Below are 11,967 nucleotides of genomic sequence, written 5' to 3' on the forward strand. Positions count from 1 at the left end.
TAAACCAAATTCTATTGACCGGTACCTCTGCAAAAAACCATGATGATTCCATGGATTTCGCAAATAGAATGTATGGGATTGACTCCTCCCCTATCCGCAAGGCCTTTGAACTCGCACGGAGTATCCAAAACCCGATCAATTTGAGTATTGGCCAACCGCACTTTCCCTGCCCACCTAACATCATCGAGGTTTTGACACAAGCAGCTCGGGATGGGAAAACTTCCTACACCTTAACCGGTGGGATTCCCGAACTAAAATCTGCGATGGCAGAAAAATACCGCACTCAAAACCAAATTTCTTATGCTCATGAAGATCGAATCCTTGTTACTTCGGGAATCTCTTCCGCTTTATTTCTTCTTTTCAATGCTCTTGTCAATGAAGGTGACGAGTGTTTGGTGATCTCTCCTTACTTTTTGATGTATCCAGCGATGTTAAAATTCTATGGTGGAAAAGTAGTTCCCTTGGATGAAAGTTTCAAACCCACAGATTTAGAATCATTAAAATCCCGCAAATTCAAACTCATTATTTTTTCCAATCCATCCAATCCCACAGGAAAAGTTTTATCCAAAGAACAACTGCGTGCCCTTGCCAATTTAGCAGAAAGCACAGGAGCGTATCTGATTAGCGATGAAATTTACGAACTCTTTGATTATGATAAACAGTTTTTTTCGATTGGATCAGAGTATGAAAAAACCATCACACTCACTGGTTTTTCCAAAACCTACAATATGACGGGCCTTAGGCTTGCAACCATCCTTGCCGAAGACAAGGTTATCAAAGCCCTTACCACCTTACAGCAGTATACCGTGGTTTGTGCACCATCCATCACCCAATGGGCCGGAATCGAAGCCCTTAAAACGGATATGAGTGCTTACATCCAAGATTACAAAGAAAAACGGGATTTTGTTTATGAATCCTTAAAGGACTACTACCCGATTCAAAAATCGGGTGGGGCGTTTTATTCCTTCTTTCCAGTTCCCGGAACCGATGAAGAGTTCATCCAAAGGGCAGTCAAAAAAGACCTGATTCTTGTTCCTGGATTTATTTTCTGTGATAAAAAGAATTTTGTAAGACTATCTTTTGCTACCGAATGGGATACGCTAAAACGTGGAATGAAAGCACTTCAGGAACTTTCCAAAGAAAGTGAATAGGGTTTCATTCCAATTAAGATAAGGAAATAGAAGATTTTATGGATGAATCGAATTGGTTATTCCTTTGGAGCCTCTCGACGTATGTAATTCTATTTTTTTTTGGAGCAAGCCTTGCTAGTTTTTATACAACACTCGGCGAACGAATCCTTACTTTTTGTTATGGCAAAAAGAGGAAGGATTTTCAGGGTTTAAGTCGTTGGAAAGTTATTTTTACAAAACCAAGTCATTGCCCGACTTGCGGGCATTTGGTGACAAAAACCCACCTCACTCCCATCGTTGGTTGGTTTTTAACTAAGGGAAAGTGTTTTCAGTGTAAAACTGAACTTCCGAAACTCTACCCACTGACAGAATTTCTTTTTGGTCTTGTAGGAGTATTTGTTTACTTTGTTTCCGAAGACATTCTTGGAACGTTAGTCCTTCTTTTTTTATTTGGCCATCTACTGATTTCTATGATGACAGATGTGGCAAAGTTTTCTCTCGACTATGAAAATCTACCTTTCCTGATTGGATTTGGTTTTTTGTCCAATTACCTTTTGTTTGGTGAGAGTATCAATTTAGAAACACTTTGGGTTTATTTAGGATTTTTAGTTTTTTATCTTTTCATTTACTTACTCTTTCGCGGAGGGACGGGACTCGGAGATGTCCTCTTTTCCCCAGTGTTTGCCGCGATCGCAGGGAATCCTTTTTGGATATTGTATTTCAACTCGTCGTATCTACTCGCAGTAGGATTTAGTTTTCTCCTACGAAAAAAAGGGGAACCCTTAAAGGGAAAAAAAATTCCGATGGGTCTTTACTTTTCACTTGGATTGTTTTTAACTTACTTTTCCAAATTACTTGTCCATTACTACAACTGGGAGGGATTCTCTATTTATGGAAACATCGAATGACCTACAAAATATGCGAAGGCTTTACACTCGCTCCGTTCTTTCGGAAGAAACGGCCGGATCCAATCCATTAGAACTTTTTAATCTTTGGTTTTCGGAGGCACAAGCAGAAGGAGAACAAGAACCCAATGCTATGTCTTTGGCTACGGTTGACAAAACAGGACAACCTTCCGCAAGGATCGTTCTACTGAAAGGACTAATCCGGGAAGAATTCCAATTCTTTACCAATTACAATTCCGATAAAGGAAAAGATATTGCAGATAACAATAAGGTAGCTTTGAATTTCTTTTGGCCGAAACTCGAAAGACAAATTCGTATCGAAGGATTAGCGAGTCGCATAGCTCGGGAAGAATCAGAAACTTACTTTCAAGTAAGACCAAGGGAATCCCAAATAGGAGCACTCACATCAAATCAAAGTTCGGTGGTGCCTTCGAGAGAGTTTTTGGAAGAAAAATTTGCTTCACTTACCAAAGAATGGGAAGGCAAAGTTGTCCCAATGCCAGAAAACTGGGGTGGGTATTCAGTTTTCCCTATCAAAATCGAGTTTTGGCAAGGAAGGGTGGGTAGACTCCACGACAGGATCCAATTTGAAAGAAAAGAATCGGGATGGAACCGTTCCAGGTTATCCCCGTAAGAAATGGAATCACTTCTGTTCTGATCCAGTGTTAGGTGGTTCCTCTCAGAGTATCAGTTTAAAAACAAATATACTCTAGAGGAAATGAATTAAACTCATAAATTAACCGTGTAAGTTTAACAAATGTCCTAACTTTGTTTTTTTGGTATGTAAGTAACGAGAGTTTTCCTCCACAGGATCAATCTCTATGGGAACTCTTTCTGTTACATGTAAGTTGTATCCTTCGAGTCCCACAATCTTACGGGGGTTATTGGTGATGAGTTTCATTTGTTTTACCCCGATATCTCGCAGAATCTGAGCTCCGATTCCGTATTCGCGGAGGTCGGGAGCAAAACCCAATTTTTCATTGGCTTCTACTGTATCAAGTCCCCCCTCTTGCAATGAATAAGCTTTGAGTTTATTGATGATACCAATCCCACGTCCTTCTTGGCGCATATAGAGTAATACACCATTCCCTTCTTTTTCTATCATTCGTAGGGCATTGTGGAGTTGCGGGCCACAATCACAACGCTGCGAAGAAAAAATATCACCAGTCAAACATTCACTATGCACTCGGACGAGCACCGGCTTTGTGGGATCAATCTCACCTTTAACCAAAGCCATGTGAATTTTATCATCAATTTGAGTGGAATAGGCTTTGATTTTGAAGTCACCAAACTCAGTAGGAAGATTCGCTTCCACTTCTAAATGGATTAATTTTTCTTTGTGTCTACGGTAACGAATTAAATCTTCAATAGTATAAATATTCAGTCCATGGGTTTTTGCAAATTTTTCCAAATCAGGAATACGAGCCATAGAACCGTCGTCATTCATAATTTCGCAAATGACACCGCTGGCATACAATCCCGCTAACTTTGATAAGTCGACCGCTGCTTCTGTATGCCCTGCTCTTCTTAAAACCCCACCAGTCACGGCTTGGAGTGGAAACAAATGCCCAGGACGCACCAAATCTTCTGATTTAGTATTGGGATCAAGTAGTACTTCAACAGTTTTTGCTCTGTCATGTGCAGAGATTCCCGTGGAGGTTCCGTGTTTGGCATCCACTGATACGGTAAAAGCGGTTCCGTGTTTGTCTCCTAGGGTCAGGTCATCGACCATCTTTCCTAGACCCAAGGTTTGGAGCCTTTCCCTTTCCATCGGAACACAGATAAGTCCGCGGCCGTGCGTCGCCATAAAGTTAATTTTATCTTTGTCTGCAAATTGGGAGGCGCAGACCAAATCACCTTCGTTTTCTCTGTCTTCAGAGTCGACGAGAATGATCATTTTGCCTTGGCGGATTTCTTCGATTGCTTCTTCGATCGGACGTATCATAGGGGAAGGCCTCTATATACTAAAACTCTGAAAGGCGTTCCGAATTAAAGAAGATTCCCAAAGAAATTCATTGATTTTTCCCCTTTCTTTTGTCTTAATAATCCGGATCGGAGGCCATGTGGAACTGAAACTGAACACAACAGGAAAGATCAAAATCATTGAAATCGCGGGTAAATTTGATATTGAATCCACTGAGGAATTTGAATCGATCTTTGCCAAACTCATCGAACCAAACCCAAGTATTGTTTCCATTGATATGAGTCGCCTTGACTATATCGATTCCTCTGGTATTGGCTCCCTTATCAAAAGTTTGAATTCTCTAAAAAACAAAAAGGGGAAACTCATTCTCGTAGGTATGAAACCTATGATCCAGAATGTATTCAAATTAGCAAAACTAGATATGTTTTTCGAAATTATGACTGATATTGATTTCCAAACAAAATATGCTAAGGATGATATGGATTCCGATATTGACGATTTACTAAAAAGAAACTAATTACCTGACCTTTGGCTCAAATAATTTTCAATGTATTTGGCAAGCACATCCACTTCCACATTCAATCGTTGGTCTTTTTTCCAGGAACCTGCATTGGTTTTTTCCATCGTTTCTGGAATTAAGATCAGTTGGATATTTCCATCTTTTACATCCACCACAGTCAGACTAATCCCATCTAAAGTCACAGATCCTTTTTTCACAAAATAACGCTGAAGTTCTTCTGGAATTTCCACCCAAAACTCTTCCACTTCCGCTTCAATTTGTTTTCGGCTAATGACCTTTGCCATTCCGTCTACATGACCTTGGACCATATGACCACCAAAACGTTGCCCAAGAGCCATTGCTCTTTCTAAATTAACGGTAAATCCTTCACCTAACCTAGATAAGTTTGTAAGTTCTAAAGATTTAAAGGAAGCATAAAATTGAAACAAATTTCCTAAGTCCGTAAACTCTGTAACAGTCATACAAGCCCCATTGATGGCAATGGAGTCCCCTATTTTTAGATCAGGATTTTCCCATTCTGTTTCGATTGTGAATTGGATCCCCGAATCAATGGGTTTAATTTCGACTACTTTTCCTATAGTTTCCACAAGACCAGTAAACATAGATTTATGTGCTCCTTTGGGGTTTTCTAATAAAAATACGGTTCGAACCTACTTGGTATTCCGAAATCAAAAACTCATTCTGATAAACAAAAGGGATTCCGTCAGGTAGGGATTTGTTTTCATTTCGAATCTCAAGGATTCGATCTGATTCGGTGAGTTCTTCATTTAAAAATGAAGGGAAAAAACTACCGGATTCGCATAACAAAGTGTTGATCCCAAGCCCACCCAAAATTTCTAAAAATTTGCCACCATCACTGGGAAGAAGAGTCACTCCCTCAAAGCGCGAAAGTGATTGGATCTGATTTTCCAATTCTATGGAAAGAGGTTTGGTATCATCCTCAGTTATGATAAAAAAAATACATTTTTTGTCGCCGATCTTCTCAGTCAGTTCGACCTGTTTTGCAAAGAATGCGTCTGAAGGAAGGTGATTCGGATCTAAAACAAAAACACGATAGGGTTGGTAGAGATTTTCTTCTAACTGATGGATATTCGCGGTTTCCTTTGAATATTGTAACAAAGAAGAAATGAGTCCAGCTCCTGCTTCAAAAAAAGGTTCTAATTCCGTGATTCGTTTTCCCGGCTTTTGCGAAAGGATCATTTCTTCGGTGATCCGAAAGTGAAGGGAGGGTGAATCAGAAACCACTGTTCCTGGACCTACGGCAATCGCATCCACCTTGGCACGTAACAGCTGCAAGATGAGGTCTATTTCCTCCGAACTGACTCTTTCTCTTTTTTTATCCTTAGAAGCAAAATTTCCTTCCTTCGATGTTGCTGACTTAATCCAAACCCAGGGTCTTTCAGTTTGTATCCGAGTTAAAAATCCTTGTAAGTAAGGAAAAGAAACTTTGGCAAGCATAGGGTCGAGGGTCACTGAAATTCCGACCTTTGTATACTTTTCCCAGTCTCCTGATTGAATCAAAGGATTGGGATCTTTCCAGCCGAGTTTGATCTCTTTTGGTTTTCTTTCGATCACCAAATCACGGCAAGGTGGTGTTTTTCCAAAATGGGTACAAGGTTCTAAACTGACAGAAAGGATATCATCTGCCTTGGGACTTGGATAACGAGAATAAAGTTCCCTTTCGGCATGGTTTCCCCCGTAGATTTGGGTATGAGCACTTGCCAAAACGGAGCCATCAGGATTGGTTAATACTGCGGAGACGGGTGGATTGGCACCGGTTTTTCCCATTGCCAAAAACCCGAGAAGGGAATGCAGAGAATAAGTTTCCTTTCGTTTCTCTGCATTCATAAATGTTTTGTTATGCGAATCTTTTTTTCCTGAGTTGGTCGTAAATCTCAGAAATGGGAGCCGCAATGTAGATCGAAGAATAAGTTCCCACAATCACCCCAAAAAGAAGGATAAAAGCAAAATCATATAATTCCACTGCCCCGCCTACTATGATCGCCACAACGGAAATCATAGTAGTAAAGGAGGTATTGATGGTCCTACCCAAAGTTTGTGTGATGGAAACATTGATGATATTGGAAAGTGCTAAGTTGTCTTTTCCATGAGCATTCTCACGAATCCGGTCAAATACCACAATTTTATCGTTAATGGAATAACCAAGGAGAGTAAGAAGTGCCGCAATGATCGGAACACTTGGTTTGATTTGTAAAAATCCAATCAGAGCCAGTGTCATCAGGATATCATGAACCAGTGCAATGGAAGATGCCAAAGCAAACTTAAACTGAGAACGAATACTCAAATACAAAAGGATGATGGCAAGCGTCGTTAAAAGAAGTGTGATCCCTACTTCTGTCAACTCACCACCCACAACCGCACCCACTTGGTCTGCAGAGAGAACTTTTTCTTTCGGAAGTTTGTATTCGTATCTTACAAGTTGCACGAATCGATCAATCGCAGAAGTAGAAGATTCTCTACTTTCTTCTGGAATTTCTTTATACAAAGATTCGATGGTTTCTAACGATCCTAGTCCGATATCCAATTGGTAAATATTCTTTTCTTTCTCCAAAAGGATCACAACTGCTTCAATTTTTTTGGATTGGAAGTATCCTTCTAAATCGTTACGAGTTTTGTCTGCCGGAAGTTCCACAACCGTTCGAAGTCCGCCGTTAAAATCGAGTGAGTGAGCAAACCCACCATACTTCGCGAAGGTGACAACAAATCCGAAAACAATCGCAAACAATGAAAAACTAAGAGTAAAGTATTTATACTTTGTGAAATTGATATTATGCATTTGTAGTCTCCTTTTTCCCAAAGAAGAAAGGTCTTAAATTCAAGTGATGGACACCCAATCGATTGACTGTCAGTTCCATAAATAACCGCGAGAGGAAAAGCGAAGTAAAGAGAGTGGTAACAATACCCCAACAAAGTGTAATCGCAAAACCTTTGATCGGTCCATTTCCAAGACGAATCATTAAAATACCCGCAATGAGTGTGGTGACGTTTGCATCCATAATGGTCCAGAACGCGTTTTCAAAACCACGAGTGACGGCTATTGAAAGAGCTCTACCCTCTTCGATTTCTTCCCTAATCCTTTCATAGATAATGACGTTTGCATCCACAGCCATACCCGCAGTCAAAATGATCCCTGCAATTCCTGGAAGTGTTAATGTAAAATCCATAAGTGTGAGAAGGGCCGCCAAGATGATTAAGTTTATTAGCAGAGAGAGATCGGCAATGAATCCACCTAACCTGTAATAGAATATCATATAAACCATCACTAAAAAGAATCCAATCGCAACGGCTTTGACTCCCACTTCGATTGATTCAATTCCCAGTGTAGGTCCAATAAATCGCATTTCCAAAACTGATAAAGGAATGGGAAGTGCACCTTCGGAAATTACGTTAGCCAAACGAATCGCTTCTTGTTCCGAAAAACTTCCGGAAATTTCTGCACGACCACCAGCAATCGGATCATTGATGACCGGATTGGAGATCACTTTATCTCCCCAAACAATTGCTAGGTTACGACCGCGATTTTCTGAAGTGAGATCAAAAAACTTCTCTGCCCCATTAGGAGTGAGAGTAAAACTTACCATCCATCCATAAGAATTGGAATTATAGGATGGTTGAGCGTTGGTCATATCATTCCCAGAAAGGGCAATCTTACGTTCCAAAACTACGAAACTCCGAGGTAACAATGCAGACTTGGCAGAATTTCCCCGAGCCCACATCGCATACACTTTAAAGTCTTTAGGGATATTGTATTTTTTTTCCAAACCTTCTAAAAACTCATCTTGGGCTTTTTTCCCAGCTTTGTTTTTAACTAATTCTTGAAAAAGATAGATGTCAGTGTTTTCCCGTTTGCCTAAATCCATCATCCGACGTTCACTGTCGGCAATTTGGCCTTTGAAAAGAAACGGAGTCGGCTCTTCTAAACGATACTCCACTGTTTCTGTGTTTTGTAAAATTTCTAAAATGGCTGCCGAATTCGAAACACCAGGAAGGGATACTTCAATCGCATCTTGTTCCTTTTGGATACGAACTTGTGGTTCTGTTAGATTTTGCGTGGTAAGACGATTGTCGATAATCATCTTTGCTTTTTCTAACTCCACAATTTTACGCATGGGAGAAAGATCAAAACTAGATTCAATTTCAGTCAGTCTCGATTTTGCCTTTTCCTTATCCTCAGGTTTTGCAGCTGGATTGTTTAAGGTAAGATTGAGTTCAGACAATTCTTTTGCATAAAGATCTTTGAGTTTGGATGTGTAATCATCAAAGTCTCCTTTGAGAACCACTCGCATACCACCTTGTAAGTCAAGACCCAACTTAATGGATAAAGATTTTCCACCCCGAATTGTTTCTTCAATCCAAGTCGGTTCTAGTTTGTTTTTTGATTCACTTACTAGAGATTGGTTTTCTTGCGAAATCTGATTGATTTTTGCGGAAGTGATAAACCTTCCTTTCACAGTATAAAATGGGTTTTCTTTCGGAGGAAGAGTTCCTTGCGGTTCAATGGTCCAACCGGAAGTTTTTCCATAATCTTTTGCCCAACGTTCAAAGAGTGCGTTTACTCTTGTTTTTTGATCGGCTTCAGGAAGTGAATACACATCCTCTCTAACAACGATCTTTAAAGTGCGATCGGCGAAGTTCGGATACAGGATTGTAAAGGAAACCGCCAGAATCAAAAAAGGAAGAATCAATAGTCGATACGATTGCAAGTTAGTTTGCTCCTAAAATTATTATCTTCTATAAGAACGACTGCTAGATCCCGGGCGAGCAGATCTAAGTCTGTAAAAAGCAAAGAGTATGATAATCCCAAGGATCATCATCGCTTTTTTGTATTTAGCAAAAAAATCAGAAAAATTAAAGAATGATTTTCCTGTTTCTTTGTTTGAGGAAACATTAGGTGTCGAGTTTGAACCTTCTGTCTTTCCAATTTTCAAATCAGCAGAAAATCCCGGAAGTCCCGATGGTTCTACAGAAACATTAGAATCCATCCACAATCCATTGTTTACCACTTCCTCTTCTTCTAAAACCGCAGGCGGTTTTTCTAAACTAGGAAAGGATTTATCCATAACCGTTGTATTTGTGTTCGGATTCACAACCAAATTGGTGTTTTGCGGATTGGTCTCCGTAGTTGCCAGTTGGCTTTGTTTGGATTTCTTTTTGGATCTCTTCTTTTTTCCCGTAGTCGGCGCAGTCGTAGTCACAACACTGGTTTGTTTTTTAGTTGTGGTTACGTTCGTTTCTTCTTTCGGTTTGGTGGTTGTCGATTTTGGTTTATCATTGACCTTATCTAAAAAATCCAATCCCTCTTGTGCAAAGAGGGATACCGAAAAACAGAATACTAGGGAAACTAAGAAGAGCCGTTTCATCTTAGGCTTTCTTCTTCAGAATAGCGCTAGTTTCAAAGGTTATGTTTGTGTTCGCAGCAACACTCAAAACGACAGTTTCGTTATTGTCCTTGAACTCTACAATCTTTCCATGAAGACCACTGTTTGTCACAACGTTGTCCCCTTTTTGGAGATTGGTGATCATCTCTTTACGTTTTTTCTCTTCTTTTTTGTTCGGAAGGATCACAAGAAAGTACATAGCAACTAACATGATCGGAATGATGATGAGTGACTGTAGAGACGACTTGGAACCCTCTTCTTGGGCAAGGATTAGGATATCTGGTGTTAAAAAATTAAAATTGAGCATAGCTATTTATCCAATGTTTATAGGCCTTATGTTAAATTCAATGTTTCACGAACGAATCGGAGAACTTTTTTCTCGAGGAGAGCCCCTTTGGCAGTTTCGTACCCAGTTCGTATATCACTCACGGCTCCGAGTAAAAACATCGCCACCCCCGCGTTCAGGGCGACCATTGCCGTTCCGCCAGTCGATTCCCTCGGGTCGAGAACCGCCCGAAAGAGGGATTCTGCCCCTTCTTTTGAAGAGGAGAACACGGTATTTCTGTCCAATTCCTGGGAATTTAGGCCCAATTCCTTAGGATCAAAGGACAATTCAACTGGTTCCTTTCCATTAAAATAAGCATAATCGGTTCCTTCAAAGATAGAAAACTCATCGAGCCCGTCCTGTGAATGGCAGACAATAGCACGTTTGGAACCAAGCCTTCCGAGAATTTCCGCCATCGGTAAACAGAGAGACTTATCATAGACACCCACAATTTGGTGGGAAGGGGAAAAGGGATTGGAAAGAGGTCCAATCAAATTGAAAAAAGTGCGAAATCCGAGGGCAGTACGAACGGGTCCAGCATACTTCATTGCAGGATGCCAAGCGGGAGCAAATAAAAACACAAAGCCAGTGCGCAGGAATTCCGCTTCCGAATCTGCTGTGGCCTGATCGAGTTTGTAACCAAGGCCAGAAAGAATATCGGAACTTCCCGAAAGTGAAGATACAGAACGGTTTCCATGTTTGGCAACTTTAAAGCCGAGACTTGCCAAAGTGAGGGCCGAAAGTGTGGATACATTCAAAGTGCCTTTGCCGTCCCCTCCTGTCCCACAAGTGTCTAAAAAATCAAAATCAAATTTTTTAGAGGGTTTGATTGCATGACTACGCATCGCTCGAACAAATCCGTACAATTCGTCCGTGGTCTCCCCTTTCATTTTCATGGCTGTGAGAAAAGAAGCAAGGACAGGTTCCGTCACCTTCCCATCCATCACCTCACTTAGAAAATGTTCTGCGTGAGTATCAACAAGATGGTGGCCGGAAACCACTTGTCCGAGGATTTCCTTAATTGTGGGAACGGTCATAAAAAATCCTTTTTAGGTTAGAAAAAGTTAACAACTGATAATTGGTCACAATATAACGAAGTCCTGAAATCACAGTGATGAAAGTTGTGAATAACATCCCGAAATAAGGAACGAAGGAAGCGATAGAATCAAAAAAGTCTTTAAAACTTAAAACTTCGGTAGTTTTGACAAGCGTATAAAACTCATTCGTATGTTGGGAGGCCACTTCAAAAGTAGAGTAACCCGCGAGTTTTCCCATAGCATAAGTTTCATTGATCATGGCTCGCCTTTTGCCCGAGATCAACATGAACACAACAAGGATCATAAGGATGGCCCCCATCTGGAAGGCAGTTTTGACCTTTCCCATCATGGTGGTGCGAAGGCTTTTTCCAGAACGAACGGCTATATAACGAAGGAAGGTGATGAGCATATCACGTCCGATGATAAGAACTACCATCCACACTTCGATAGGTTCGTGGATGAATAAAAAGGTAACAAAACATCCGATGACTAAAAATTTATCAGCGAGAGGATCGAGGAACTTCCCAAATTCTGTTTGTTGGTTCCACTTCCGTGCCAAATATCCATCCACAAGATCAGTGAGGGAAGCAAGGGCAAAAAGAACAAAGGCAAAAATTTGGTATTCCCATTCCTTTTGGAAAAGGGCAAAGATAAATAAAGGAAGTGCGAGAACCCGAAGTACGGTTAGTAAGTTCGGAATATTGGCAATGGTTTTCCAATCTTCCAA

13 protein-coding genes are annotated in these 11,967 nt (G+C 40.6%); 4 read left to right on the forward strand and 9 right to left on the reverse strand.

Annotated features, from left to right (window positions below; genetic code table 11):
• Positions 1 to 50: 50 nt before the first annotated feature.
• Genes LEP1GSC199_RS09250 through pdxH form a run of 3 tightly spaced genes read left to right on the forward strand, consistent with a single transcriptional unit; the run spans position 51 to position 2,669 of the window.
• Entirely contained in the window at positions 51 to 1,151 is a 1,101-nt protein-coding gene (locus LEP1GSC199_RS09250; RefSeq protein WP_198288775.1) for a pyridoxal phosphate-dependent aminotransferase, read from the forward strand.
• Positions 1,152 to 1,189: 38 nt separating this feature from the next.
• Complete coding sequence (locus LEP1GSC199_RS09255) at positions 1,190 to 2,038, forward strand: prepilin peptidase (RefSeq protein WP_002981308.1); 849 nt, start codon at positions 1,190 to 1,192, stop codon at positions 2,036 to 2,038.
• A complete protein-coding gene (gene pdxH, locus LEP1GSC199_RS09260) occupies positions 2,022 to 2,669 on the forward strand; it encodes a pyridoxamine 5'-phosphate oxidase (RefSeq protein ID WP_002981532.1) in 648 nt (215 codons plus the stop codon). The genes LEP1GSC199_RS09255 and pdxH overlap by 17 nt, the downstream gene beginning before the upstream one ends.
• A 102-nt stretch (positions 2,670 to 2,771) precedes the next feature.
• Here the strand turns inward: pdxH and LEP1GSC199_RS09265 are convergent, their stop codons facing one another.
• Positions 2,772 to 3,980, reverse strand: a complete 1,209-nt coding sequence (locus LEP1GSC199_RS09265; RefSeq protein WP_002981538.1) for a bifunctional 3,4-dihydroxy-2-butanone-4-phosphate synthase/GTP cyclohydrolase II — start codon at positions 3,978 to 3,980, stop codon at positions 2,772 to 2,774.
• Positions 3,981 to 4,098: 118 nt separating this feature from the next.
• Here LEP1GSC199_RS09265 and LEP1GSC199_RS09270 point away from each other — a divergent pair, with 118 nt between their 5' ends.
• Entirely contained in the window at positions 4,099 to 4,476 is a 378-nt protein-coding gene (locus LEP1GSC199_RS09270; protein ID WP_002981246.1) for an STAS domain-containing protein, read from the forward strand.
• Here LEP1GSC199_RS09270 and LEP1GSC199_RS09275 read toward each other — a convergent pair.
• Genes LEP1GSC199_RS09275 through pgsA form a run of 8 tightly spaced genes read right to left on the reverse strand, consistent with a single transcriptional unit; the run spans position 4,473 to position 11,967 of the window.
• Positions 4,473 to 5,081, reverse strand: a complete 609-nt coding sequence (locus tag LEP1GSC199_RS09275) for a riboflavin synthase (protein WP_002981466.1) — start codon at positions 5,079 to 5,081, stop codon at positions 4,473 to 4,475. The two genes, LEP1GSC199_RS09270 and LEP1GSC199_RS09275, sit on opposite strands and share 4 nt — an antisense overlap.
• A 4-nt stretch (positions 5,082 to 5,085) precedes the next feature.
• On the reverse strand, positions 5,086 to 6,327 hold the full coding sequence (locus LEP1GSC199_RS09280; RefSeq protein ID WP_002981570.1) for a dihydrofolate reductase family protein: 1,242 nt from the start codon (positions 6,325 to 6,327) through the stop codon (positions 5,086 to 5,088).
• A gap of 10 nt (positions 6,328 to 6,337) precedes the next feature.
• Positions 6,338 to 7,276 carry a protein translocase subunit SecF gene (gene secF, locus LEP1GSC199_RS09285; RefSeq protein ID WP_002981362.1) on the reverse strand — a complete coding sequence of 313 codons (939 nt, stop codon included), beginning with the start codon at positions 7,274 to 7,276 and terminating at the stop codon, positions 6,338 to 6,340.
• On the reverse strand, positions 7,269 to 9,203 hold the full coding sequence (gene secD / locus LEP1GSC199_RS09290; RefSeq protein WP_002981584.1) for a protein translocase subunit SecD: 1,935 nt from the start codon (positions 9,201 to 9,203) through the stop codon (positions 7,269 to 7,271). Before secD ends, secF begins: the two co-directional genes overlap by 8 nt.
• A 21-nt stretch (positions 9,204 to 9,224) precedes the next feature.
• Positions 9,225 to 9,860, reverse strand: a complete 636-nt coding sequence (locus LEP1GSC199_RS09295) for an SRP-less Sec system protein (RefSeq protein WP_002981433.1) — start codon at positions 9,858 to 9,860, stop codon at positions 9,225 to 9,227.
• Position 9,861: 1 nt separating this feature from the next.
• Positions 9,862 to 10,185 (reverse strand): preprotein translocase subunit YajC, encoded by a 324-nt coding sequence (gene yajC / locus LEP1GSC199_RS09300; protein WP_002981347.1) that lies wholly within the window; start codon positions 10,183 to 10,185, stop codon positions 9,862 to 9,864.
• A gap of 26 nt (positions 10,186 to 10,211) precedes the next feature.
• On the reverse strand, positions 10,212 to 11,240 hold the full coding sequence (gene trpD / locus LEP1GSC199_RS09305; protein WP_002981597.1) for an anthranilate phosphoribosyltransferase: 1,029 nt from the start codon (positions 11,238 to 11,240) through the stop codon (positions 10,212 to 10,214).
• Positions 11,221 to 11,967 (reverse strand): CDP-diacylglycerol--glycerol-3-phosphate 3-phosphatidyltransferase, encoded by a 747-nt coding sequence (pgsA, locus tag LEP1GSC199_RS09310; protein ID WP_002981554.1) that lies wholly within the window; start codon positions 11,965 to 11,967, stop codon positions 11,221 to 11,223. Before pgsA ends, trpD begins: the two co-directional genes overlap by 20 nt.

Origin of the sequence: Leptospira vanthielii serovar Holland str. Waz Holland = ATCC 700522, from assembly GCF_000332455.1 — a bacterium.
Classification (GTDB): domain Bacteria; phylum Spirochaetota; class Leptospiria; order Leptospirales; family Leptospiraceae; genus Leptospira_A; species Leptospira_A vanthielii.

What these genes read in the sequence shown, in the direction of transcription:
- LEP1GSC199_RS09250 (WP_198288775.1), top strand. Translation starts at nt 51, where the DNA reads ATGGATTTCGCAAATAGAATGTATGGGATTGACTCCTCCCCTATCCGC.
- LEP1GSC199_RS09255 (WP_002981308.1), top strand. Translation starts at nt 1,190, where the DNA reads ATGGATGAATCGAATTGGTTATTCCTTTGGAGCCTCTCGACGTATGTA.
- pdxH (WP_002981532.1), top strand. Translation starts at nt 2,022, where the DNA reads ATGGAAACATCGAATGACCTACAAAATATGCGAAGGCTTTACACTCGC.
- LEP1GSC199_RS09265 (WP_002981538.1), bottom strand. Translation starts at nt 3,980, where the DNA reads ATGATACGTCCGATCGAAGAAGCAATCGAAGAAATCCGCCAAGGCAAA.
- LEP1GSC199_RS09275 (WP_002981466.1), bottom strand. Translation starts at nt 5,081, where the DNA reads ATGTTTACTGGTCTTGTGGAAACTATAGGAAAAGTAGTCGAAATTAAA.
- LEP1GSC199_RS09280 (WP_002981570.1), bottom strand. Translation starts at nt 6,327, where the DNA reads ATGAATGCAGAGAAACGAAAGGAAACTTATTCTCTGCATTCCCTTCTC.
- secF (WP_002981362.1), bottom strand. Translation starts at nt 7,276, where the DNA reads ATGCATAATATCAATTTCACAAAGTATAAATACTTTACTCTTAGTTTT.
- LEP1GSC199_RS09295 (WP_002981433.1), bottom strand. Translation starts at nt 9,860, where the DNA reads ATGAAACGGCTCTTCTTAGTTTCCCTAGTATTCTGTTTTTCGGTATCC.
- yajC (WP_002981347.1), bottom strand. Translation starts at nt 10,185, where the DNA reads ATGCTCAATTTTAATTTTTTAACACCAGATATCCTAATCCTTGCCCAA.
- trpD (WP_002981597.1), bottom strand. Translation starts at nt 11,240, where the DNA reads ATGACCGTTCCCACAATTAAGGAAATCCTCGGACAAGTGGTTTCCGGC.